This is a genomic window from Herbivorax alkaliphila (genome assembly GCF_030848475.1).
Lineage (GTDB): Bacteria > Bacillota > Clostridia > Acetivibrionales > Acetivibrionaceae > Herbivorax.
The window spans coordinates 37,445-60,563 of sequence record NZ_JAVDDS010000002.1; the positions used below are offsets into that span (position 1 = coordinate 37,445).

The 23,119-nt window shown below is 30.7% G+C and carries 23 protein-coding genes; 17 read left to right on the plus strand and 6 right to left on the minus strand.

What is annotated here, in order from left to right:
• Nucleotides 1-132 precede the first annotated feature (132 nt).
• Nucleotides 133-1,656, plus strand: a complete 1,524-nt coding sequence (locus RBH29_RS00990; RefSeq protein WP_306694474.1) for a recombinase family protein — start codon at nucleotides 133-135, stop codon at nucleotides 1,654-1,656.
• 81 nt (nucleotides 1,657-1,737) lie between these two features.
• Here the strand turns inward: RBH29_RS00990 and RBH29_RS00995 are convergent, their stop codons facing one another.
• Complete coding sequence (locus RBH29_RS00995; RefSeq protein WP_306694476.1) at nucleotides 1,738-2,946, minus strand: cofactor-independent phosphoglycerate mutase; 1,209 nt, start codon at nucleotides 2,944-2,946, stop codon at nucleotides 1,738-1,740.
• Nucleotides 2,947-3,138: 192 nt separating this feature from the next.
• Between RBH29_RS00995 and RBH29_RS01000 the strand changes: the two genes are divergently transcribed.
• Complete coding sequence (locus RBH29_RS01000; RefSeq protein ID WP_306694478.1) at nucleotides 3,139-3,573, plus strand: Fur family transcriptional regulator; 435 nt, start codon at nucleotides 3,139-3,141, stop codon at nucleotides 3,571-3,573.
• 142 nt (nucleotides 3,574-3,715) lie between these two features.
• Nucleotides 3,716-4,357: a bifunctional 4-hydroxy-2-oxoglutarate aldolase/2-dehydro-3-deoxy-phosphogluconate aldolase gene (locus RBH29_RS01005; RefSeq protein ID WP_306694479.1), complete on the plus strand. Its 642-nt coding sequence runs from the start codon at nucleotides 3,716-3,718 to the stop codon at nucleotides 4,355-4,357.
• A gap of 78 nt (nucleotides 4,358-4,435) precedes the next feature.
• Here RBH29_RS01005 and RBH29_RS01010 read toward each other — a convergent pair whose 3' ends face one another.
• Both RBH29_RS01010 and RBH29_RS01015 read right to left on the minus strand, forming a co-directional pair.
• Nucleotides 4,436-5,608, minus strand: coding sequence for a sodium ion-translocating decarboxylase subunit beta (locus RBH29_RS01010; RefSeq protein ID WP_306694480.1), 1,173 nt, complete (start codon nucleotides 5,606-5,608; stop codon nucleotides 4,436-4,438).
• 93 nt (nucleotides 5,609-5,701) lie between these two features.
• Entirely contained in the window at nucleotides 5,702-6,058 is a 357-nt protein-coding gene (locus tag RBH29_RS01015; RefSeq protein ID WP_306694481.1) for an OadG family protein, read from the minus strand.
• 364 nt (nucleotides 6,059-6,422) lie between these two features.
• Here RBH29_RS01015 and RBH29_RS01020 point away from each other — a divergent pair, with 364 nt between their 5' ends.
• From RBH29_RS01020 to RBH29_RS01055, 8 genes are all read left to right on the plus strand, one after another.
• Nucleotides 6,423-6,611: a hypothetical protein gene (locus tag RBH29_RS01020; RefSeq protein WP_306694482.1), complete on the plus strand. Its 189-nt coding sequence runs from the start codon at nucleotides 6,423-6,425 to the stop codon at nucleotides 6,609-6,611.
• A 39-nt stretch (nucleotides 6,612-6,650) separates the two neighbouring features.
• Nucleotides 6,651-7,337 carry a response regulator transcription factor gene (locus RBH29_RS01025; protein WP_306694484.1) on the plus strand — a complete coding sequence of 229 codons (687 nt, stop codon included), beginning with the start codon at nucleotides 6,651-6,653 and terminating at the stop codon, nucleotides 7,335-7,337.
• Complete coding sequence (locus RBH29_RS01030; RefSeq protein WP_306694486.1) at nucleotides 7,337-8,830, plus strand: sensor histidine kinase; 1,494 nt, start codon at nucleotides 7,337-7,339, stop codon at nucleotides 8,828-8,830. Before RBH29_RS01025 ends, RBH29_RS01030 begins: the two co-directional genes overlap by 1 nt.
• 197 nt (nucleotides 8,831-9,027) lie before the next feature.
• On the plus strand, nucleotides 9,028-10,479 hold the full coding sequence (locus tag RBH29_RS01035; protein WP_306694488.1) for a S1C family serine protease: 1,452 nt from the start codon (nucleotides 9,028-9,030) through the stop codon (nucleotides 10,477-10,479).
• A gap of 358 nt (nucleotides 10,480-10,837) precedes the next feature.
• The gene (locus RBH29_RS01040; RefSeq protein ID WP_459076745.1) at nucleotides 10,838-11,731 is read left to right on the plus strand and encodes an HD-GYP domain-containing protein; all 894 of its coding nucleotides are present in this window, start codon (nucleotides 10,838-10,840) and stop codon (nucleotides 11,729-11,731) included.
• Between the two features lie 168 nt (nucleotides 11,732-11,899).
• Nucleotides 11,900-13,345 carry a glycogen synthase GlgA gene (gene glgA / locus RBH29_RS01045; RefSeq protein WP_306694489.1) on the plus strand — a complete coding sequence of 482 codons (1,446 nt, stop codon included), beginning with the start codon at nucleotides 11,900-11,902 and terminating at the stop codon, nucleotides 13,343-13,345.
• Between the two features lie 177 nt (nucleotides 13,346-13,522).
• Nucleotides 13,523-14,158, plus strand: a complete 636-nt coding sequence (gene nth / locus RBH29_RS01050) for an endonuclease III (protein ID WP_306694491.1) — start codon at nucleotides 13,523-13,525, stop codon at nucleotides 14,156-14,158.
• Between the two features lie 107 nt (nucleotides 14,159-14,265).
• Nucleotides 14,266-15,945 carry a sensor domain-containing diguanylate cyclase gene (locus RBH29_RS01055; protein ID WP_306694492.1) on the plus strand — a complete coding sequence of 560 codons (1,680 nt, stop codon included), beginning with the start codon at nucleotides 14,266-14,268 and terminating at the stop codon, nucleotides 15,943-15,945.
• A 218-nt stretch (nucleotides 15,946-16,163) separates the two neighbouring features.
• On the opposite strand, the gene RBH29_RS01060 is transcribed toward RBH29_RS01055, so the two are convergent.
• The gene (locus RBH29_RS01060) at nucleotides 16,164-16,853 is read right to left on the minus strand and encodes a hypothetical protein (RefSeq protein ID WP_306694493.1); all 690 of its coding nucleotides are present in this window, start codon (nucleotides 16,851-16,853) and stop codon (nucleotides 16,164-16,166) included.
• A 352-nt stretch (nucleotides 16,854-17,205) separates the two neighbouring features.
• Nucleotides 17,206-17,394 (minus strand): 50S ribosomal protein L28, encoded by a 189-nt coding sequence (rpmB, locus tag RBH29_RS01065; RefSeq protein WP_306694495.1) that lies wholly within the window; start codon nucleotides 17,392-17,394, stop codon nucleotides 17,206-17,208.
• A 205-nt stretch (nucleotides 17,395-17,599) separates the two neighbouring features.
• Here rpmB and RBH29_RS01070 point away from each other — a divergent pair, with 205 nt between their 5' ends.
• The 5 genes from RBH29_RS01070 to RBH29_RS01090 all read left to right on the plus strand — a co-directional run bounded on the left by RBH29_RS01070 (nucleotide 17,600) and on the right by RBH29_RS01090 (nucleotide 21,840).
• Nucleotides 17,600-17,947: a hypothetical protein gene (locus tag RBH29_RS01070; protein WP_306694497.1), complete on the plus strand. Its 348-nt coding sequence runs from the start codon at nucleotides 17,600-17,602 to the stop codon at nucleotides 17,945-17,947.
• Nucleotides 17,948-18,056: 109 nt separating this feature from the next.
• Nucleotides 18,057-20,123, plus strand: a complete 2,067-nt coding sequence (gene recG / locus RBH29_RS01075) for an ATP-dependent DNA helicase RecG (protein WP_306694499.1) — start codon at nucleotides 18,057-18,059, stop codon at nucleotides 20,121-20,123.
• A gap of 169 nt (nucleotides 20,124-20,292) precedes the next feature.
• The gene (gene rsmD / locus RBH29_RS01080; protein ID WP_306694500.1) at nucleotides 20,293-20,859 is read left to right on the plus strand and encodes a 16S rRNA (guanine(966)-N(2))-methyltransferase RsmD; all 567 of its coding nucleotides are present in this window, start codon (nucleotides 20,293-20,295) and stop codon (nucleotides 20,857-20,859) included.
• Nucleotides 20,860-20,898: 39 nt separating this feature from the next.
• On the plus strand, nucleotides 20,899-21,378 hold the full coding sequence (gene coaD / locus RBH29_RS01085; protein WP_306694501.1) for a pantetheine-phosphate adenylyltransferase: 480 nt from the start codon (nucleotides 20,899-20,901) through the stop codon (nucleotides 21,376-21,378).
• Between the two features lie 24 nt (nucleotides 21,379-21,402).
• The gene (locus RBH29_RS01090; RefSeq protein ID WP_306694503.1) at nucleotides 21,403-21,840 is read left to right on the plus strand and encodes an ATPase; all 438 of its coding nucleotides are present in this window, start codon (nucleotides 21,403-21,405) and stop codon (nucleotides 21,838-21,840) included.
• 32 nt (nucleotides 21,841-21,872) lie between these two features.
• Here RBH29_RS01090 and RBH29_RS01095 read toward each other — a convergent pair whose 3' ends face one another.
• Complete coding sequence (locus RBH29_RS01095; protein ID WP_306694506.1) at nucleotides 21,873-22,391, minus strand: hypothetical protein; 519 nt, start codon at nucleotides 22,389-22,391, stop codon at nucleotides 21,873-21,875.
• Between the two features lie 223 nt (nucleotides 22,392-22,614).
• Here RBH29_RS01095 and RBH29_RS01100 point away from each other — a divergent pair, with 223 nt between their 5' ends.
• The gene (locus RBH29_RS01100; RefSeq protein ID WP_306694509.1) at nucleotides 22,615-23,115 is read left to right on the plus strand and encodes a nitroreductase family protein; all 501 of its coding nucleotides are present in this window, start codon (nucleotides 22,615-22,617) and stop codon (nucleotides 23,113-23,115) included.
• Nucleotides 23,116-23,119: the final 4 nt, after the last annotated feature.

Below are 23,119 nucleotides of genomic sequence, written 5' to 3' on the forward strand. Positions count from 1 at the left end.
TATAATGTGGGAATCAATATTTTATGAAATTAAAATCCAAGATTATTATAAAAAAGAATATAAATAAAAAGAAAAACCAAGAAAGTATTATTAATAAATTAATAAATTTGTTAATTGAGTGAGGTTTATTAAATGTACTTTTATAAAGTGGGGATTTATGTAAGAGAAAGCAGAGATGATGGTGAAGAAAATTATGAAACGATTGAGACTCAAAAAGACTTGCTTGTAAACTATATAAAAAACAGTGAATTAGGGGAAGTACAAAAAATTTATATAGATGATAATGTGTCCGGGGCGGGTTTTGAAAGAAGGGGTATAGAGGAATTAAGAGAAGATGTTTTAAATAACAGAATCAATTTACTTGTAATAAAAGATTTGTCCCGTTTAGGTAGAAATAATGCTAAGACACTTTTATTCCTTGATTTTTTAGAAGAACATGGAGTTAGAGTTAGGACTTTTGATGGAAGATATGATAGTTTAAAAGATAACGATACAGTTGGTATTGATACATGGTATAACGAACGGTATATAAGAGATATTTCAAAAAAAATCAGAGCAACTTTAAGATTTAAAATAGAAAAAGGTGAATACATTGGAAGAGCGCCCTATGGTTATGTAAAATCTGTTACTGAAAAAAATAAACTGCTTATTAAAAGAGAAGAGGCAGAAGTGGTAAAAAAAATATATAATCTTTATGGTGAGGGATATGGATATGGAAGCATAGCAGATTTTTTAAACAAAGAAGGGTACGAATCACCAAGAAAGGGTTTATGGAATTCGACAACAGTTAGAAGGATTATTTGTAATAGCGTTTATGCAGGTGACACTGTACAGGGAGTAAGTGAAAAGATAAGTTTTAAAAGTAAAAAGACAAGGAGACTTCCTCAAAGCAGCTGGATTGTGACAGGAAATACCCATGAAGGGATAATTGAAAGGGGGGAGTACGAAAAAATACAGGAAATACGAAAAAAAAGAAGTGAAATATTAAGTCCCCACAAGGGTAAGTTGCATACATTTAGAGGCTTGTTATACTGTGGAGGTTGTGGAAGTTTGATGTATGCCAGAAAACGAAATCAAAGGCCTATGGGGTACATTTGCAGTTGTTACAGCAAAAAGGGGAAATCTTTGTGTACCAGCCATCATATATGTGAAAGAGATTTATCTGAAATTATTTTAAAAGATTTGATTAATTTTTTTAGCAATAAAGATATAGCAGATATAATCTCTAAGAGGAACAAATTAAATAGCAGGGATTTTTCAATTGATATAATTAAAAAACAAATTGAATGTAAAAAAAGACAGCAGGAAATAATTTATCAGGATAAATTGGAAAAAAAAATATCTGAAGAATTATTTTTAAGGGTTAACAAACAAATAGAAAAAAAGCTCTTAGTGCTAAGAAAAGAAGTAGAAAATACTAAAAAAAGAAACTTTAAAATAGGTGATATAAATAGTTTTGTAGAGAATATAAAAAATAATCTTTATATAAAAGGGATTACCCATGAAATTACAAGACTAATTGTTAATAAAATAGTGATTTTTGAAAAAGGAGAGGAATATATAGAAAAATTGTGGAATTTAAATATTACTAAAGAGCAGGAGAGAGATATTAAAAAAAATGGAGCAGTTATAATAGAATACATTTTAAACTTTTAAGAAAAGGAAACCGAGGTGCATATTATTTAAGTGAATGAAATATCCACCTTTAATACATACCCTAGGGAACCCACTGGTTCCCTAGCTTTTATCATTTAAAATTAAATGTTTCATAAGTTTATGACCTTCATCTACAAAAATATTTGTGCTTTTTGCCTGTGATTCATCATATCCAGTTACACCGGATTTTTTGTTGCAGGACTTTTGATAGAGCAAATAGGGTACAGGTTCAGAGGTATGGGTTCTAAGAGATAATGGAGTGGGATGATCTGGAAGAATCATAAGTTTATAATCATCGTACTTTTCAAGTCCTTTTAAAATTGTACCAACAACTTGTTCATCTATTAACTCTATAGACTTAACCTTATTTTCTATTTCATACCTATGCCCACATTCATCAGGAGCCTCAATATGAACATATACAAAATCACGTCCTGATTCTAATTCTTCTAGTGCAGCTAAAGCTTTACCCTTAAAATTTGTATGAATGTTGCCTGTAGCACCTTCTACTTCTACACTGTTTAGTCCAGATAAAATTCCTATTCCTTTAATAAGGTCAACAGCAGATATAACAGAGCCTTGAACCTTGTACATATCATAAAAACTAGGTATACTAGGTTTTTTGCCTTCTCCCCATAACCAAATTGAATTTGCAGGATTAAGCCCTTTAGAAATTCTTTCTTTGTTTATTGGATGATCTTTTAAGATATCATAACTTTTAATCATCATGTCCAAAATCATTTTATTATCTGGAAGATAAGAAGCTATCTTTCTATCTAATATGTCATGAGGTGGAGTTATATTTAAGTCTGTCAGTCCATTATTCCATACTACACAATGGCGATAACTTATTCCAGGATAAAAACATATTTCATCTGTTTTAAAGTGTTTGTTTAGTTCTTCTATTAGCTCTTTAGCTTCTTCAGAACTTATTTCATCAGAGCTGTGATCTACTATGGTTTTATTTTGGTACTCTTGATTGTCAGACAAAGTTACTAGGTTACATCTTAATGTTACATCAGTGTTTGATAATTTAAGTCCCATGCTTACTGCTTCTAAAGGTGACCTGCCAGTATAATATAATTCAGGGTTGTACCCCATAACTGATAGGTTGGCTACATCGCTTCCAGGCAAAAGATTTTTAGGTACCGTTTGAACCATTCCTACCTCGGCATTTTGAGCTAAAAAATCAATATTGGGCTTTTTGGCATACTGTAAAGGTGTTTTATTATCCAATTGCTCTAATGGATAATCTGCCATACCATCGCCTAAAATTAATACATGTTTCATTTACCATCAATTCCTTTAATATAATATTTTATTATGAATGTCTATTTTATTATAGCAGATTTAAAAATATATTCATAGAAAAATTGCATACCTTTAAATATTAATTTATAATAGTTTTTAGATAGCAATAATGGTGTATAATAATAGAAATAGCAAAGGTGCTATAATTTTTATCAGGAGTGATGTTAAAAGATGGATTCAATTAATTTTAAAGCTTTATTAAAGGAGCGGGGGTATAAGCTTACACCTCAAAGACAGGCTGTTTTAGATATAATTATAGAACATAATGATGAACATCTTAGTACAGAAGAAATTTATGCTCTTGTAAAAGAGGACTATCCAGAAATAGGCCTTGCAACAATCTATAGGACACTTCTTCTTTTAGATGACATAGGTCTTGTATACAAACTAGATTTAGATGACGGATTGACTAGGTATGAACTTAACAATCAAAATGAAGGTCATCGTCATCATCATCTTATTTGTATAAAGTGCAATAAAATATTTGAGGTTCAAGAAGATTTATTAGATAATCTTGAAGAACAGATTCTTAAAAAAAACAAATTCAAAGTAACTGATCACAGAGTTAAATTTTATGGTTATTGTGAAAATTGTAGTAATGAATAGAAAATTGCTGTTTGGTTTTAGTTTACTTATATATATAAATTAAAGTCCAAGTTATTTAATGTGTAATTTAGGGATTAAATATCATTTACTATATGCACCCTAATTTAGGTGCGACAAAATATTTAAACACGAGGTGATTAACATGATAAAAAAAAGTATAGTGGAATGGATTAAGCAATACAGGGTAGTTGCAATCATAAAAGGTGTAGGGAGCTTGTATATTGAAGATACTGTTGATGCTCTTTATAAAGGAGGAATAAGAGTAGTTGAAATAACACTCAAAAATGAAGATTCACTAAAAAGTATTACAAAAATAAGAAAAAGAATGGGTGGAAAAATTGTATGTGGTGCAGGCACTGTAATGAATACTGAGGATGTTGACAGTGCCGCTGTTTCCGGAGCTCAATTTATTAGCTGTATACATTCAGATGAGAATCTCATAAAAAAAGTTATAGAAGTAGAAAGGGTATGTATTGCAGGAGCACTAACGCCTACAAATATAATATCTGCAAAAGAAAGTGGTGCGGATTTTATTAATATTTTCCCGGCAATATCTGTTGGGGTAGATTATTTTAAACAAATAAAAAGTCCTTTTAGCGATCAGTTTTTACTTGCTGTGGGGGGAATTGATCGTAATAATGCTTATAATTTTTTGAAAGCAGGTGCATTTGGAATAGGAGTGGGTAACAACTTGGCTAATCCAAGATTTATTAAAGACGGCAATTATAATGCCATAACAGAAGAAGCTAAAAAATATGTTGAAATGATAAAGGAGATAGTTTAAACTATCTCCTTTATGGTTCTTACCTTTAATATATTATACACCTTTAGAAAAAACATTATTTTTTTACCTAAACCAAGTTTACGATCCCAAAACTGTTAGTAAAACTCCTGCAGCTGTAGCAGAACCAATTACACCAGCCACATTAGGACCCATCGCATGCATAAGAAGGAAGTTTCCAGGATTTTCTTCTAGACCTACCCTCTGAGCCACTCTTGCTGCCATTGGAACAGCAGATACTCCAGCCGCGCCAATCAATGGGTTAACTTTACCACCAGTGAGTCTATGCATAAGCTTACCAAATAAAAGTCCAAATGATGTACCTATGCAAAAGGCAACAAGTCCTAAGACGATAATACCTAATGTTTGTAAATTCAAAAAACTCTCAGCTTTTGCAGTAGCTCCTACTGAAAGACCTAAAAATATAGTTACAATATTAATCAATTCATTTTGAGCTGTGTTACTTATTCTGTCTACCACTCCACTTTCTTTAAACAGGTTACCCAGCATTAACATTCCTAAAAGAGGAGCTGCATCTGGAAGGAATAAGCAAAATAGTATTGTAACAACTATTGGGAATATGATTTTTTCCATTTTCGATACAGGTCTTAACTGTTCCATTACAACTTGTCTTTCTTTTTTAGTTGTAAAAAGTTTCATAATTGGAGGCTGAATCATTGGAACTAGAGCCATATAAGAGTATGCAGCTATTGCTATAGGACCTAGCATATCCTGAGCTAAAATACTGGTTACATATATTGCCGTAGGACCGTCAGCACCTCCTATAATTGCAACTGAAGCTGCAAGACCTTCGTCAAAGCCAATCAACAAAGCAGCGATAAAGGTAAAGAAAATACCAACTTGTGCGGCTGCACCAAGAAGCATGCTTTTTGGATTTGCCAGCATAGGTCCAAAATCTGTCATTGCACCTATACCCAGAAATATAAGTGGAGGGTAAATTGCAAACTTAACTCCCATGTATATAAAGTCAAAAAGTCCTCCATTGTTGACAACATTATTCATGTCAACATCTCCGCTAAAAAGTTCTGGATTGTGTAAATCAGCAAAAGGAAGATTTGTTAGAAGCATTCCAAATGCTATTGGGAGAAGTAAAAGCGGCTCATATTTTTTGGCTATGGCAAGGTACATTAAAACACATGAAATCAAAATCATTAGAAACTGTAAAGGCTCGCCGCTTACATATCCAGATCTCGATATAACCTCACTAATTGTATTAAAAAAGTCGTTTAACATTTTATTATTCATCCTTTTTTTATTACTTTTAATTTATTTTGTAAAAATTCGTAGTAAATTTACAACATCTAACTTCACCTTGGTAAAATTAGGTTATAGTTTTCCAGATATATGTTCATTTCTTCCAGTTGTATTCCAAACAGGAGATGTCTGTGGAATACGCTTAAAAGAAGTAACTTTTATTTTAATATCCGGACTGTTTCTCATAGATGCCATAACAGCAGCTGTTAAGACAGCAATAAGAGAATCATCAGATAAATCGTCTTCTTCAATTTCTAAATAGGAAGATTCATCTGAAGTCTCTTCAGTAGCAGATGATTTTTTTCTTTCATAATTAAGTAATGGAAATAATTTTATTAACATACACAGAATCACCAATGCTGAAAAAACAATTGTTATTCCTAAAAGTGACGTACCAAGAGCAAAGTTTAAATTTTCCATATCTATCATAATTGAACACCCCCTAAAAATTATTTATATAATAGTTTATTTTCACTATGTTAAAATAACACAATAAAGCCTTTAAGTCAATATATATAAGGTATTATTCTAATATAAATAAAAGTGCTCTTAACATTTAGAAAAATAAGATTTAATGAAGGAATTTGTGGTATAATAATAATTAATGTATTTACAAAAAGGATATTTTGTTATAATATATTCAAGCTAACTATTATTAAAAATGGTAACCTTGTGCTAAATATATGCTTAATTTGATATTAGCATAAAACATAGGTGAAAATGACGTTTACAATTGATGTAAGCTAAAATTTTAATCACAAATATCTATTTCTATATATTAGGGGGTTGAAAAATGAAACAACAGGAAAAGATTATGTTAGATGAACTTAAAGAAATGATAAAAGTTTTAATTGAAGAAAATGATAAACTTAAAGTTACTGTTGGTGAATTAAAAGAAGAGCAGAAAAAAATGCAGGAAGAAATAAAAATACAAAATATTGTGCTAAATAGTTTGCCAGCTCGTACAGAAATTCTTAATTAGATTTAAAAAGCTGTTTATTACTAATAGTGGGGTGAGCGAATGAATAACAAAACAAAGGTACTTATAATTGATGACGATGTTAATATTTGTGAGCTTATAAAACTTTATATGGAAAAAGAAGGATTTGAGGTTACTACAGTTTATAATGGAATTAAAGCTGTAGATACTTTTAAGAGCTTTACGCCCAATATAGTTGTATTGGATATTATGCTTCCAGGAGCAGATGGATGGCAGGTGTGCCGAGAAATAAGAAAAATGAGTAACATTCCTATAATTATGCTTTCAGCTAAAGGGGAAACATTTGATAAAGTGCTGGGGTTGGAATTAGGAGCAGATGATTATTTAGTTAAGCCTTTTGAGCCAAAGGAGTTGGTGGCAAGGTTAAAAGCTGTTTTGAGAAGATATGATAATAAAGAGATGGATTCAAGAGAGGTAGTGTATCCCAATTTTATTATAAACAAATCAAATTACACACTTAAAATACATGAAAAAGAATTGGAGCTTCCACCAAAGGAGCTAGAACTTCTTTTCTTTTTAGCATCAAATCCTAACAAGGTTTTTACAAGAGAACAGCTGTTAGAGCATGTATGGGGATTTGATTTTTATGGTGATTCAAGAACGGTAGATGTTCATATAAAAAGACTTAGAGCGAAAATTGACCAGGAAGGTCAAAGCTGGCAGCTAAAAACTGTGTGGGGCGTTGGATACAAATTTGAGGTGAAATGATGTTAAAAACATTGTTTAGCAAAATTGTAGTAATATTTGTAGCTATTTTGCTTGTGAGTACATCCATAACAGGTGTGATGCTATACGTTTTTTTGGGAAATTTTGTATCTCAAGAAAAAGAATACGAATTAAATGAAAGTGCTAAAATTATAAATAGCTATCTGACCTATATAAATGAAAATGCAGATTCGCAAAATGCGGCAATTCATAGATTGCATATGTATTATTTTGAAGAAATTTTAAGTACTTTTAGTTATAATACAGATTCAGTTATATGGATAGTATCTCCTGATGGGAAAATAGTTGAGAGTGAGGGAGAGACCAGATTAGGTGATGAAATCATTAATAAGCTATTAGATGGTGGAGCATTAAAATTACCTGATGAAAGACAATACAATAGAGTTATGCAGGGAAATGAAGATTATATCAGGGAAAGAGGAGATTTTTTTGGACTGTTTAAAGAGACAGGTGTTTCTTGGTTAACAATTGCCAGACCATTAAAAATTGATGAAGAGGTTGCCTTAGCTGTTTATCTTCATACTCCTATTCCAGAAGTTGAGCGTGCAAGAACGGTTGTTTTTAACTTTTTTATTTTCTCAGTATTTATTTCAATTATGATATCTATAGTTCTTATATATATTTTTTCATTAAGGTTATCAAGCCCACTTAAAAAGATAAATAATGCAGCAAAGCTTATTGCAAATGGAGAATTTGGAAAAAGACTTAATATATCATCAAGTGATGAGATTGGTGAATTGTCAGATAGTTTTAACAACATGGCAAATGCTTTAGAGAAAACAGAAGAAATGCGAAGAGGATTTGTTGCAAATGTCTCTCACGAACTAAGGACACCAATGACATCAATACGTGGATTTATAGAGGGGATATTGGACGGGACGATTCCTAAAGAAAAAGAGCATGATTATCTTACCATTGTAAAAGACGAGACAGATAGGCTTAACAGGCTTACAACAGACTTACTTGATTTAGCAAAAATTGAGTCAGGAGAGATGGAATTAACTCCAATAAGGTTTAATATTAATGAGCTTATTCGAAGGTGTATTATAAAGATGCAAAGTCATATAATTAAAAAGAACATTTTTATTGAAGCTAATTTTGAAAATGAAGATATGTTTGTAAAAGGAGATTTGGACTCTATTGAAAGAGTTATAATGAATCTTATTCACAATGCAGTAAAATTTGTGGGTAAAGAGGGAAAAATAATTTTGACTACAAAAAAATGCAAAGAAAGAGCTTTGATATCTATAGAGGATAATGGAATTGGAATTGATGAAAAGGAAATTAATTTGATATGGGAAAGATTTTATAAAACTGATAAGTCAAGAGGTGTAGAAAAAAAAGGAACAGGATTAGGTCTTGCCATTGTAAAAAATATAATAAATGAACATGGACAGGAAATTTGGGTTGAAAGTAAAGTTGAAAAAGGTACAAAATTCAGTTTTACACTGGATAATGCTACTGATGTTGGGTAAAATTATAAGCGAACTTGTTTGGCTAAAGGTATACATTGGGTTTTTAGTTGGATATTAGATTAAGATAAATGGTATTCATAAATAGTTTAAAAAATTATTGATTATTATTAACAGTTTATTCATAGCTTTTTCAAAAACCTTTTATAGAATATAGTTAACAAAGAAAAGAAATATAAAATATGAAAGGAGTGTTTAATATGGATGATTACAATAAGTACAATGATGAAATTGAAAATATGGAAGAGAACAATTATGAAGGTGTGAATGATAAGCAATTTGAAAATGAAAGTTATTATGAAGGTGAGAATAAGGAAAGGGAAAATGCTAGAAGCTATTATGAAAAGGAAAACAAAGAGCAAGATTATTATGAAGATGACAGTACAAAAAAAGATTTAGAAGATTCTTCTTTCTACACTGAAACTTATTCTAAACCCAAAAAAAAGAAGAATGCTGTTTTAGCACAGCTGATTATTGTTGCAATGATTAGTTCCCTGCTTGGTGGTGTAGTATCTAGTGTGGTATATTCTCAACTTTCTAATCAGGAATTACAGCCATCAGCAGAATCTCTTTTTGAGGACAATGATATGACAGCTCAAAACACAGTTAATTCAGGTGAGTCAGAGGGATCTGACTATTACAGGAAAGTTGTTGTTGAAAGTGCTGATTCACCTGTTGTTGCCATAGCAGAAAAAGTTGGTTCTTCAGTTGTAGGTATAAGTGTAACTGGACAAAGTGTGCAAAGAGATTTTTGGTTTTTTGGACCAGATTCAGGTGAAACTTCGTCACAGGGGTCAGGTATTATAATTAGAAGTGATGGGTATATAATGACAAACAATCACGTTATAGAAGCAGCTTTAGAAGGAACATCAAATGAAATTGGAGAGAATGCTAAAATTGAAGTTATTCTTCCTAACGATAAGGACACAGCTTATCCAGCAGAACTTGTTGGTAGAGATAGAAGAACTGACTTAGCTGTTTTAAAAATTGAAAAGGATAATTTACCTGCAGTTGAATTCGGTGATTCAGATGAAGTAAGAGTCGGTGAGCTTGCAGTTGCAATAGGTAATCCAGGTGGATTAGAGTATATGGGATCTGTTACAGTAGGAGTTATCAGTGGACTTAACAGGACAATACCTATTACTGATGATAGAGATATGAAACTTATTCAGACGGATGCTTCTATTAATCCAGGGAATAGTGGAGGAGCTCTTGTAAATGCAAGTGGTCAGCTTATTGGAGTAAATACTGTAAAAATAGGTGGATTTGAATATGAAGGATTAGGATTTGCAATACCTGTAAACAGGGTAAAGGAAATAACAGACCATCTTATTGAGTACAATTATGTAAGAGGAAGACCTTTAATAGGAATTATAGTTGAAACCAGATTTACAGAAGAGATTGCAGAGAGTAATAATATGCCAATGGGAGTATTAGTAGAGGAAGTTTCACTTTACAGTGCAGCTCATGGAGCAGGGGTAAGAAGAATGGATATAATTACTAAATTCGATGGAGTTCGAGTTAAAAGTTTAGAAGAACTAAATGATGAAAGAGACAACTATGAGCCAGGTGATATTGTTACAATTGAAGTGTTCAGAGATGGTGAGACAATAGAGCTTGAACTTGAAATGGGTGAAGAAGGCGGTCAATAAAGTTGTTTTAAACTAACATATAATGGTGAACTAAGAGTTAAATTCAGTATAGTGAATTTAACAAAAAAACAAATTAATACTTAAAAATGTCTTAGATATTGCTTAGCAGGGAATAATGTAAGTGAATAAATTCAAAAAGGAGGACTTCTATAGAGGTTCTCCTTTTTTTAGAAGCATATTAATTTATAAAAATCCTGCTTTTTGTAAATTAATATGCTGGGGATTGGCAAAGGAAGTTTTTGGCGAGTTTTCTAGGAATAATTTATTGTCAAGAAGGATTTTGTAATGATGTATAGAATATATATAGTATAAGCTTATTTAAAGCTATCTGGTACGTTACCTTTATAGGAGGTAATTCATGAAAAACAAATCTATAGAATATGCAAAACATATCACCATAGGTTTTGCTTTGTTGTACACACTAATGATATTTATAAAAACTTTTGATTTCACATATTTAACAATAATGTCTGCTATTTTAGTAAGCATTCTTTTTGCATTGCTACACAATACTTATACTTTGAAAAATACAAATAAATGCAAAAAAAAATCCGATATAACATATGATATTAAAACAGAAGCTCTAAGTGCCTATATTAAAGAACTGGACAAGACAAAAAAAGAACTTAACAGAAAAAATAATGAGCTTATCAGATTTTTTGATGAAATGCAGTATGGCTATCTTCAGACTGTAATGTCGCTGGCAAATTCTATTGAAGCAATGGATGCATATACAAGAGGGCATTGTCAGAGAGTGATGGAAATATCTTGCGAACTTGCTAGAGTACTTGAGTTGGATGATGTGCAGATTGAAAATTTAAGATACGCAGCAATACTTCATGATATTGGTAAAATAGGAATTTCACCCAACATACTAAATAAAAATGGAAAATTAAATGATGCTGAATTTGAGGAAATAAAAAAACATCCACAAATTGGCTATAATATTTTAAAGGATATTAAATTTTTAAAAGAAGCAGTATGTGGAATATTGCAGCATCATGAGAGATATGATGGAAAAGGATATCCAAATGGATTAAAAGGTAACGAAATATGTGTTTTTGGAAGAATAATGTGTGTGGCAGATGCTTTTGATGCAATGACAAGCGACAGACCTTATAGAAAAGGAATGAGGGTGGAAGATGCCATGAGAGAACTAGAAAGATGCAAAGGAAGTCAATTTGACCCTAGTATAGTAAATATGTTTTTAAATTTAATGGATAGTGAAAAAAAACCTAGTATATTGTCCTGAAAATACAGCTTTTAAAAGCAGAGAATTTATAAAAACCCTAGCAGGTGGGGACTCAACTCCACCTGAAGATTTATTAAAAGTGAAGAAAAGTTTCACTTTGGTGGGATTTTAGAATAAGATAAAGAAGACATAAAGAAGACATAAAGAAGACATAACGGAGGAATAACGATGAGTAGGGAAAAAAAGAAAAAAATTTTATTTGTTTCAGTTGAAGTTTCACCATTTGCTAAAGCAGGTGGATTGGCAGATGTGGCGGGCTCTTTACCTAAATCGCTGGTTTCGAAGGGTTACGATATAAGAATAATTATGCCTAGATATAAAAAAATAGAATCAAATATGGAATATATCAAAGATTTTCCTGTTGAGATTGGCTCAAGGCAGGAAACTTGCATCATAAAAAAGGGGAATATTAACTTTAAAAGCAATAAAAAAATTCCTGTTTATTTTGTGGATAATTATCACTATTTTAACAGGGAAAATATATATAGTTATTCAGATGATGCAGAGAGGTTTGCTTTTTTTGGAAAAGCTGTTTTAGAAATGCTTCCCAAAATTGATTTTAAACCTGATATAATACATTGTAATGATTGGCATGTAGGTCCTGTTTGTATGCTTTTAAAAGAAGGGTACAAAGCTTTACCATTTTATAAAGATATGAAAACGCTATTTACCATTCATAATCTTGAATACAAGGGTAATTTCTCTAAAAAGGTATTAGACTTGTTTGGAATGACGGAAGAGTTATTTGTACCAGAGAAAACCGAGTTTTATGGAATGTTTAGTTTTATGAAAACAGGGTTAGTGTATGCAGATATTATAAACACTGTAAGTAAGAGATATGCTAAAGAAATTCAAACCCCAGAATATGGTGAAAAGCTTGAAGGGGTATTAAAAAGCAGATCAAAAGATCTTTTTGGTATTGTAAATGGTATAGATTATGAAGTTTTTAATGCTGAAACAGATAAAAGAATTTATAAAAACTATAATGTGAATACTTTAAACTATAAAAAGGACAATAAATATGCATTGCAAAAAGAAATGGAATTACCGAAGAAGGATGTTCCTGTAATTGGCTTGGTTTCAAGACTGACCAGTCAGAAGGGATTAAACTTAATAATAGATAAGATTGACGAAATGATGGAAAATGATTTGCAATTTGTTTTAGTTGGATCTGGTGAAGATCATTACGAAAAGACTTTTATAAAATTGCAGGAAAAATATTCAGATAAAATGGCAGTTTACATAGGGTTTGATGCTTCATTATCCCAAAGGATTTATGCTGCCAGTGATTTTTTTCTAATGCCTTCACGTTTTGAACCTTGTGGCTTAGGTCAAATGATAAGTTTGAGATATGGTACAATTCCAATAGCAAGAGAAACAGGTGGATTAGCTGAGACGATAGTTGATGTTGAAACAAATAAAGAAGAGGGAAATGGTTTTTTATTCAAAAGGTTTTGTGCTGAAGATATGATAAAAAAGATTAACAGAGGTATTCAATTTTATAAAAACAACAAAGAGAGATGGAATAAATTAATGGAAAATGCTATGACAACAGATTTTTCATGGGATAAATCGGCCAAAGAATATATGGTACTGTACCAAAATCTTAATTAGTTTGTACATAATAGAGATCTAAGTGTTTGGACTTGTACATTTAATACATATAAGCCCTTTAAAATAATTGAAAATCCAAATTTTAAAAGCTTGGGGCTTGATACTTACAAACATTAGCGGGATATCTTGTATAGTATATCACCAGTTTTTTTGGTATAATATATGTAAGGAGAATTTATGGACAAGAAAGAAGCAGTAAAAAAAATATTACAGATATTTTATAATGATTATGGAGAGGCAGAGTGTACTCTAAAATACAAAGAGCCGTTAGAACTTTTGATATCTACACAATTAGCAGCTCAATGTACTGATCAGAGAGTAAATATTGTAACTGATAAGCTTTATAGAAAGTACAAAAATGTACATGATTTTGCTAATGCGGATTTAAAAGAGTTAGAAAAGGATATTAAATCAACAGGTTTTTTTAGAAATAAGGCTAAGAATATTAAAGAGACCTGTAATATTTTAATAGAGCAGCATAATGGTCAAGTACCTGATACTATGGAAAAGTTGTTGAAACTTCCAGGAGTAGGACGTAAAACGGCAAATCTGATTTTAGGAGACGTATTTGGAATTCCTGGTGTTGTTGTTGATACCCATGCAAAAAGATTAAGTAATAGAATAGGGCTTAGCCAGAGTGACAATCCTAAAAAAGTTGAATTCGACTTGATGGAAGTTGTTCCCAAAAAAAGCTGGTCAAAGTTCTGTCACCAATTAGTATATCATGGTCGAAGCGTTTGCAAGGCAAGGAAGCCTGATTGTGAAAACTGTAACATTTTAAAGTATTGTTGTTATGGTCAAAGTCGAAAATAAAAAAAATCTAATCGCTTTATTCACACAAAAGTTGTACGCAGTAATAATATTTACAATAAAGTTATACACTTAGAATTTCCAAGTCAATTATACAAGGATGTGTATTTGTGAGAAAAATTGACAAGTATGAAAAAATGTATGTTAATTTTACATGGATTTTTATTATAATTGCCTTACTTCGGATGGTAATTATAAAGTATGGTTTTCAATGTGAAAATGTACTAGAAACTTCTAATTTGGTTGCAATCATTTTTTTATCCATTGCATCAATCACTAATATATGTAAAATTTGTTTTATAAAAAAGAACATATTTCAAGGTAAGCATACTTATTATGTAGTAAGATTACTGGAAATCATGTTTGTTTTATTTGCAGTAATTGTTATTGGATTTGAAAAATGGGCGTATATATTGCTTGTGTTTTCTATTCTAATAACAACTTTGGAAAAGGGAAAAAGAAAGGCTCAGTTTTTTCTGATTTGTTCTTTGGCATTTGCAGGTGTGTTTCAGGGAGTAAAGGTATATTCTGAATATGAACTTTTAAATATAAATATATTTTGTTGCTTTTCAACAATAATTTTTTTACATATTGTATTATTAATGTTTTCAGAGCTCTGTGGAAAAATATATGAAGACAATTATGAAAGTGAGCAACAAAATAAAAGGCTGTTTGCTGAACTTGCCAGTAGATATGAACAATTAGAAGAAGCACAAAAAGAGATACAGAATCAAAATGATAAGTTAAAGGATACAAATTACAAAGTAGAAGATACAAATAAAAAGTTGATGGAAAGTTTAGCAGAATTATATACTGTTCAACAGATTGCACAGGCTATAAGCTCTATTTTTGATATTAAGGAACTTTTACAGCATGTTAATGATATAATTATAGGAGTTATGGGAGTAAATAATTCTACTATTTTGATATATGATGAAAACAAAAAGAAGTTGAAGGTTCACACTACAAATATAAGAAACAAACAGGAGCTTATAACCATAAACGACAATGTTAACTGTAATATTCTTATGGAAACTCTCGGGAATGGGGACTCTATAATTGAAAATTTTGTGGATTCTAAAGAATTTCCGTTTATTGAAAACAGAGATATTAATTCATTAATTTGTATTCCTCTTCTTACAAAGACAAAGAAGTTTGGTCTTGTTTTAATTGAGCATAAATTAGCAAATGCTTTTGACGACAACAATCTAAGGCTTATGAATATTATCGGAAGACAGGTAGGGATTGCAATGGAAAATGCTGAGTTATATCAAAAAATGCATGAGTTAGCAACCATTGATAATTTGACAAAGGTTTACAACAGACTTTCATTTCAGGAGAAACTTAAAGATGAATTTGAAATTGCAAAGAAAAACAATTATCCACTGTCTCTTGCTATTTTTGATATAGATCATTTTAAAAAGTTTAATGATACTTACGGGCATTTATTTGGAGATAAGGTTTTAAAACATATTGCCAGTCTTATAAAAAATTCTTTAAGAAGTGGAGACCTTATTGCAAGATATGGAGGAGAAGAATTTGTAATAGTATTGCCTAAAACAGATATAAGTAGAGCTGTGGAAAAAGTTGAAAATCTTAGAAAAAAACTTGAGCAAACCACCATTAAAGATGAGTTGGTATCTGCTTCTGTGACGGTAAGTTTTGGAGTCTCCTGTTATCCTGAATTTGCACAGACAGAATCAGATCTTTTAAAAACAGCAGATAATGCACTATATGATGCAAAAGAGTCAGGTAGAAATTGTGTTAAAGTAGCCTCTTTAGAGGAATAGATAATTATTTAAATTTTCCTGAAAGATTCTAAAAAAATTAATTTTGTTTTAAGACTCTATATTGCACAACTTTCCTCTTATAAATCTTCAGTTGGAGTTGAGTCTCCAACTGAAGTCTCTATGTTTAGCTTTAGCTAAACGAGTTCACTTTTGGAATATTTTTCTTCACACTTATTAAATATACCCAAATTAGTCTGCTATGTTGTAATTTAGAAATTTTAGTTGTTTACTTTAAAGGAATCTACTATATGCCAGAAAATTTTTGCTTCTTTTTCATCCCACAATTCTATAGGGACAAAATAGCTGATTCTATACATTTTATCATTTTTCTTTAAGAAAATTTCAGATCCCTTAATGTTTTTGCCTTCCATTGTAGAAATAGTATAACTTAAATAAAAGCCAGGAATATCATTAACAGTGACTGGCTTTTTCAAAAAATCAGCATATTCTTGTTGAGATAATGAATTAGATTTTTTCAAAAAATCATCTAGTTCATAAGGTAAATTCCAAGTTTGAATAAAGCCATGTATGTTTTTGTTTTTGAAAGAAATATGATAAAGCACTTCTGAGTCATGAAAATCCTGTTCATTTAATTCAAAGGCTGAAGGGTATGAGAAAGTAAGTTCGCCTTTTAATGATTTATGTGTAGAAAAATTTTGAGTTATTGGTTTGTTAAAATTATGGCTTGTTTCAATTGATATATCATCTATGTCTTTATTTATATATATATTTTCAATTTGGTATTCTACAGGATGTGAAAAAGATATATATTCATCGACTATCATATCTATAAAAAAACTATTATTAAAAAATAAACTAGTAACTAAAAAAATAATCAGCCATAGAAAAGTAATTGTAGAAGCTATCGCAATTCTTCTTTTATAGTGTTTAATATAAATAATATACAAAATAAGCCCCCCTTAAAAGCCAATACCTATTTATATATTCCTATTCAATTGACCATTAAAAAAGACTTTTTAATATAAAAAAACATAATTTTAAGTATGTACAGGGATATTCACAAAAAAACACTTTTTTGTATATTATGTAGTGATGAGTTTAAATTCCAGCTGGGAGGAGTGTTGTATGAAAATACTGGTGGTAAAAATGCCAAAGTTCCTTGGTAACATCATAAGACGGGTATTAAAAATGGATTGATGTACTTAGTGTCAAGTTACAATTTAAAAAAGTGTATCACTTAAAAAAAGGATACACTTTTTTGAATTGAAGATTGTTGATGCTCAATTTAAAATACCAATATTATACTGCTCTTGTAACCTTGTTTGAACGCAAGCACTTAGCACATATATTTATTGTTTTTGGAGAACCATTATCAACAATTTTTATCTTTCTTACATTTGGTTTCCAAGCTCTGTTAGATTTCCTATTTGAGTGACTGACATTTGAACCAAAAAGTTTGTCCTTACTACAGATATCACATTTAGCCATTTATATTCACACCTCCTTTTAATCTGGAGAAATATTTAAAACACAAATTATATTTAATAAAACTAACATTCATTTTAACACATCCTTTAGAGTTATAGCAAGTTTTTTTAAAAGAAAAATGGATTATTTTATTGAATAAATTGAATAAATGATTTACAATTATAGGTGTAGCTTATAATAAAATAAAATGAGGGGAGTTGTTTTTATGTATTATATAATTGGATTACTGATTTATGGGTATGTGGCTTTTTGTACATATGCTATTGCTATTAAGTTAAACAGAGAAGAGGATGCGTGGATGGCATTTGTTCCTCTTTTAAATTTGTACGTATTAGTGTCATTTGCAGACTTGCCAATTTATGCTTGCATAGCTTTTTTAATTCCAGTAGTAAATTATTTTTTAATAGCTTTTTGTTATATGAGGATATTTGCATTTGTAGGAAAAAGCCCTTGGCTTGGTTTATTAATGTTTATACCTCTTGTAAACCTTGTTGTTCTTGGATACGTAGCTTTTACTGATGAGCCAGAACAGGTTGATTTTTCAGATTTATAATTTTAAGGATCATGTCATTTAATATATACCCTAATCATTCTCTTTCGTTGCAGTTATGGACTTAGTATATTATAATTATAGTTAAAAATTAAGGTATGTGAGTAAAGATATGAGTGATGTATTTAATAAAGCTATAACTGTTGTTAAGGGAATAGGAGCTACTCGTGCAAAACTTTTTAATAAGCTGGGTATTTTTAATGTTGAGGACTTAATATTTTATTACCCTCGAGATTATGAAGATAGAAGTCATATTAAAAAGATTGCCAAATTAGAAGATGGAGAAAAGTGTGCTTTTATAGGTGTTATAGACTCAAGAGTAAGAGAAAAGCATATTAGAAGAGGTCTTAGTATTTATCAAGTTAGTATAAGGGATGATACTGGTAGAATTACAGCAATATGGTATAATCAACATTTTATAAAAAAGATTTTTAGACTTGGAGCTAGATATATTTTCTATGGGACAATTTCTAAAAAGTTTAATAGTTTTGAAGTTCAAAATGCTATTTATGAGAGAGAAGATAAAAAAGATAAGCTAATGGGGATTGTACCTGTTTATCCTTCTACAAAAGGGTTAAGCCAAAATATTATTCGCTCTTCAATTAAAGATACCTTAGAATTAACTGGTGGAAAAATTGAAGAAGTACTTCCCTGTTGGATAAAAAACAAATATAATCTCGCGGATATAAATTATTCAATTTCTAATATTCATTTTCCTAAAAGTGATGATGATTTTATAAAGGCTCGGTATCGATTGGTATTTGAAGAGCTTTTTTTGCTTCAACTTGCCCTTTTATCCATAAAAAATACATTGGATAAGGATAAGGAGGGGATTGAATTTGGTGTGTATAGTGAGAAAATTGAAAAATTCATTAAAAATATAGGTTTTCCCCTTACAAATGCTCAAAAAAAAGTGTTTGAGGAAATAAAAAATGATATGGAAAGGCCTAAAGTAATGAATAGGCTTGTTCAGGGAGATGTAGGATCAGGTAAAACTATTGTTGCCATTATAGCTTTATATAAAGCTGTAATAAGTGGATATCAAGGAGCCCTAATGGCACCTACAGAGATTTTAGCAAGGCAGCATTTTGAATCTGTACAGAAATTATTTTTAAAAGAAGGAATAAAAGTTGATTTGCTGGTTGGAAGTCAGACACCAAAAGAAAAGAGAGATGTTTTAAGAGATATTGAAAATGGAAAAACAGATGTGGTTATAGGCACTCACGCTATTATACAGGAAAATGTAAACTTTTTTCGTCTTGGGATTGTTATAACCGATGAACAACATCGTTTTGGTGTAAGACAGAGGACAGTGCTTTCAAATAAGGGGGAGAATCCAGATATAATTGTAATGACAGCTACTCCTATTCCAAGAACTTTAGCTCTTATTTTATATGGAGATTTGGATGTATCTATTATTGACGAACTTCCTCCTGGGAGAAAACCTGTTGAGACCTATGCTGTTGATAACAGTATGAGAGAAAGAATAAATAAGTTTATAAGAAAAAAAGTTTTAGAAGGCAGGCAGGTTTATATAGTATGTCCCTTAATTGAAGAATCTGACTCAATTGAAGCAAAATCAGCAGAAAAATTGGCAGATAAAATAAAAAAAGAGGATTTTAAGGATTTAAGAGTAGGTCTTATTCATGGAAAAATGAGTGGAAAAGATAAAGATAATGTAATGGAGGAGTTTTTAAAAGGAGATATTGATATATTAGTTTCTACAACGGTTATTGAAGTTGGAGTTAATGTTGCTAATGCAGCAGTAATGGTTGTTGAAAACTCTGAGAGATTTGGGATGTCACAACTTCATCAATTAAGAGGCCGGGTAGGAAGAAGTATACACAAATCATATTGCATTTTATACAATGAGGGAAAAGGCAAAGTGGCAAAGGAAAGAATGAAAGTAATGGAAAAAAACAGGGATGGTTTTGTCATATCTCAAAAAGATTTGGAGTTGAGAGGACCAGGAGAATTTTTTGGAACACGGCAGCATGGAATTCCTCAGCTTAAAATTGCCAATCTCTATAATGACATGGATGTTTTAAAAAAGGCTCAAGATACGGCTATAAATATAATAGACAAGGACAGAAATCTTTCGACAAAAGAGCATTTATTGTTAAAAAATAAAATAAAAAAGGAGTTTAAGGAAAAGATAAATATATTAAGTTTAAATTAAATGATTTATTATGGTTGACAATGATACATGATAGTATAAAATAACATTATAGAAGTGAGCTCGTTTAGATTTGTCTAAACATCTGAGTTTTAAGTAGAGATTCTACTCTACATAAAGATTACAAGAGAATTTCTACTTTATGGAAGATGAAGCCTTAGAATAAGATAAAATGGAGGAAAATGTCATACTAAGAGTAATATCAGGAAGTGCAAAGGGACATAAATTAAAAACAATTAATGGGTTTTCAACAAGGCCAACTACTGACAGGGTCAAAGAATCGGTTTTTAATATACTAGCAGGTGTTATAGCTAAATCGAGAGTTCTTGATCTATATTCAGGAACTGGGAGCCTAGGAATAGAGTCTTTGAGTAGAGGAGCAGATTTTGCTCTGTTTGTTGACAAAAGCAGAGAATGTTTTATGACAATAAAACAGAATCTTTCCCATACTAAACTCAGTGAAAAGTCATCTATTATGAATATGGATGTATTTGTTGCCTTAGATAAGCTTTCTAAAGAAAATAGAAAATTTGATATTATATTTTTAGATCCTCCTTATAATAAAAATCTTGTAGAAGAAACCTTAAAATGCTTGGTAGAAAATGATATAATAGAACAGGATGGAATAGTTATAGTAGAACATGACCTTAAAGATGAAGTTCCACAAGAGGTAGAACATTTTAAAAAAATCAGGCATCAGAAGTATGGAGATACTATTATTTCCTTTTATGAGGCGTGAGTAATTTTTTATAATTAATAAATAGGTAGAAGGTATGATATGAGTATATATGTATATCCGGGGAGTTTTGACCCAATAACAAATGGCCATTTGGATATTATTCAAAGGGCATCGAAATTATGTGATAAGTTAATAGTTGCTGTTTTAGTTAATAATAATAAAAAACCGGCTTTTTCACTTGAAGAAAGAGTGGAATTGCTAAGGTGTGCAGTAAAAGATGTTGATAATGTTGAAATTGAAAGTTTTACAGGCCTTTTAATAGATTTTATGAAAAATAAGAATGCATCGGTTATTATAAAAGGTCTAAGGGCAGTGTCTGATTTTGAGTATGAACTTCAAATGGCTTTGCTTAATAAAAAGCTTGATTTGAATGTTGAGACATTGTTTATGATGACAAACATAAATTATTCATTTTTAAGTTCTAGTTCTGTCAAAGAACTAGCGAAAAATAATGGTAGTATAGATGGGCTTGTTCCTTGTTGCATAAAGGATAAAGTATTGGAAAAATTCAAAAAATAACTATGAGGCTTAGGAGGGATACGGATGGAGATACTTTCAATTTTGGAGACATTAGAGGATGTTGTTGAAAAAGGTGTAAGTGTGCCTTTTTCAGGGAAATGCATGGTGGACAAAGAAGAGATTCATGAAATCATTAAAGAGATGAGGCTAAAACTTCCTGATGATATTAAACAGGCTAAGTGGGTAAAAGATGAAAGGCAGAGAATTCTTCTTGAAGCACAGAAGGAAGCTAATGAGATTGTTAAAGATGCTGAAAATCAGATTGCATCTTTAGTAGATGAACATGAGATAACCAAAAAAGCGTATGAACAGTCTAATGAGATTGTGACTAATGCTCAAAAAAATGCTAAAGAGATAAGGCTTGGAACAAAAGAATATGCCGACAGTGTTTTAAACAAAGTGGAAGAAATATTAGGAGAAACTCTGGAAGTTATAAAGTCTAATAGAGACGAGTTAAAGTAGCTCTTAGTTCTAATATAGGGTATTTTCTTGTTTCATAACTCTAGGTCTATATTTTTTAGTAAAGTGTCTGTATTGCTATTAAAAGTGTAAAACAGAGGTCTATTTTTGTCGTCAAGAATAAGAAGATATGGACAGTTATCTTTAGAGGGAAAAATTATATAAACTTCATTTAAAATTTCATCAAGCCATTGGTTTTTCACAGACACTGATGGTTCTAAGGGTATCCTTACAATGTAGCCTTTATCCGAAATAGCATTTGTTTTAGGGTACATACCTGTTATGCCCTTTAAATATTCAATAGCTTCATTTTGTATTAGCTCATTTGAATGCTGACGATTAATTATCTGTCCTTTACTTATATCAAAAACCTCAATGTTTTTGATTTCTTCATCAAGTGAAATTGCAAACTCCATAAATGCAACCATGGAACTATCATTAAATTCATTTACAGGTTCGGTATTTAAAGTATTATTGGTTATTGTAAATATAGCAAATGCAAATAAGGCAAGTGAAATGCTTATTTTAAGTTGCATTTTATTAATTTTAAACATCAATTAATCACCTCTTTAGTTATTTATTAAATCAAGAAGGATTTTATTACAGATATTTATAAAATACCATTTACAAAATCATTGTAAAAAGAATTATAAATTTATTAATAGATATAATTTTTCTTGGTATAAAAGCATTAATGTTTTGCCAAAAATATGTTAGAATCTAATATAAGTTATAAGTTAATTAAATAAAACATAAGTTCTATAAGGAGTGATGAAGATGGATGATATATTAAACAGAAGAAGTATAAGGAGATACACAGATGAGCCTGTAAAAAAAGAGGATATCAAAGATTTATTAGAAGCTGCAATGAGTGCACCATCAGCGGGAAATCAACAGCCTTGGCATTTTGTTGTGGTTACAGATAAAGATATGTTAGAGAAAATAACCCAAGTTCATCCCTATGCCAATATGCTAAAAGAGGCACAAGCTGCAATAATGATTTGTGGAGATGAAAGCTTAGAAAAACATAAGGGATATTGGGTACAGGACTGTTCGGCAGCTACTCAGAATATTCTCATTGCAGTGCAGAAGAAAGGTCTTGGAGCGGTGTGGCTTGGAGTTTATCCAAGAGAAGACAGAGTTGAAGGACTAAAAAAAGTATTTAAAATACCCAACAGTATTACTCCATTTGCAATTATCTCAATAGGATATCCAGCAGAAGAAAAGCCACCAGCTAATAGATATAATGAACAACGTGTACACTATAATATTTGGTGATTTA

Bases quoted from the DNA above. Each gene is read 5' to 3' on its own strand.
- RBH29_RS00990 (WP_306694474.1), top strand. From the start codon at position 133: ATGTACTTTTATAAAGTGGGGATTTATGTAAGAGAAAGCAGAGATGAT.
- nth (WP_306694491.1), top strand. From the start codon at position 13,523: ATGGACAAGAAAGAAGCAGTAAAAAAAATATTACAGATATTTTATAAT.
- RBH29_RS01010 (WP_306694480.1), bottom strand. From the start codon at position 5,608: ATGTTAAACGACTTTTTTAATACAATTAGTGAGGTTATATCGAGATCT.
- RBH29_RS01025 (WP_306694484.1), top strand. From the start codon at position 6,651: ATGAATAACAAAACAAAGGTACTTATAATTGATGACGATGTTAATATT.
- RBH29_RS01095 (WP_306694506.1), bottom strand. From the start codon at position 22,391: ATGTTTAAAATTAATAAAATGCAACTTAAAATAAGCATTTCACTTGCC.
- rsmD (WP_306694500.1), top strand. From the start codon at position 20,293: ATGGAGGAAAATGTCATACTAAGAGTAATATCAGGAAGTGCAAAGGGA.
- RBH29_RS01100 (WP_306694509.1), top strand. From the start codon at position 22,615: ATGGATGATATATTAAACAGAAGAAGTATAAGGAGATACACAGATGAG.
- RBH29_RS01035 (WP_306694488.1), top strand. From the start codon at position 9,028: ATGGATGATTACAATAAGTACAATGATGAAATTGAAAATATGGAAGAG.
- RBH29_RS01005 (WP_306694479.1), top strand. From the start codon at position 3,716: ATGATAAAAAAAAGTATAGTGGAATGGATTAAGCAATACAGGGTAGTT.
- RBH29_RS01090 (WP_306694503.1), top strand. From the start codon at position 21,403: ATGGAGATACTTTCAATTTTGGAGACATTAGAGGATGTTGTTGAAAAA.
- RBH29_RS01000 (WP_306694478.1), top strand. From the start codon at position 3,139: ATGGATTCAATTAATTTTAAAGCTTTATTAAAGGAGCGGGGGTATAAG.
- RBH29_RS01030 (WP_306694486.1), top strand. From the start codon at position 7,337: ATGTTAAAAACATTGTTTAGCAAAATTGTAGTAATATTTGTAGCTATT.
- glgA (WP_306694489.1), top strand. From the start codon at position 11,900: ATGAGTAGGGAAAAAAAGAAAAAAATTTTATTTGTTTCAGTTGAAGTT.
- RBH29_RS01020 (WP_306694482.1), top strand. From the start codon at position 6,423: ATGAAACAACAGGAAAAGATTATGTTAGATGAACTTAAAGAAATGATA.
- RBH29_RS01040 (WP_459076745.1), top strand. From the start codon at position 10,838: ATGAAAAACAAATCTATAGAATATGCAAAACATATCACCATAGGTTTT.
- coaD (WP_306694501.1), top strand. From the start codon at position 20,899: ATGAGTATATATGTATATCCGGGGAGTTTTGACCCAATAACAAATGGC.
- recG (WP_306694499.1), top strand. From the start codon at position 18,057: ATGAGTGATGTATTTAATAAAGCTATAACTGTTGTTAAGGGAATAGGA.
- RBH29_RS00995 (WP_306694476.1), bottom strand. From the start codon at position 2,946: ATGAAACATGTATTAATTTTAGGCGATGGTATGGCAGATTATCCATTA.
- rpmB (WP_306694495.1), bottom strand. From the start codon at position 17,394: ATGGCTAAATGTGATATCTGTAGTAAGGACAAACTTTTTGGTTCAAAT.
- RBH29_RS01015 (WP_306694481.1), bottom strand. From the start codon at position 6,058: ATGATAGATATGGAAAATTTAAACTTTGCTCTTGGTACGTCACTTTTA.
- RBH29_RS01070 (WP_306694497.1), top strand. From the start codon at position 17,600: ATGTATTATATAATTGGATTACTGATTTATGGGTATGTGGCTTTTTGT.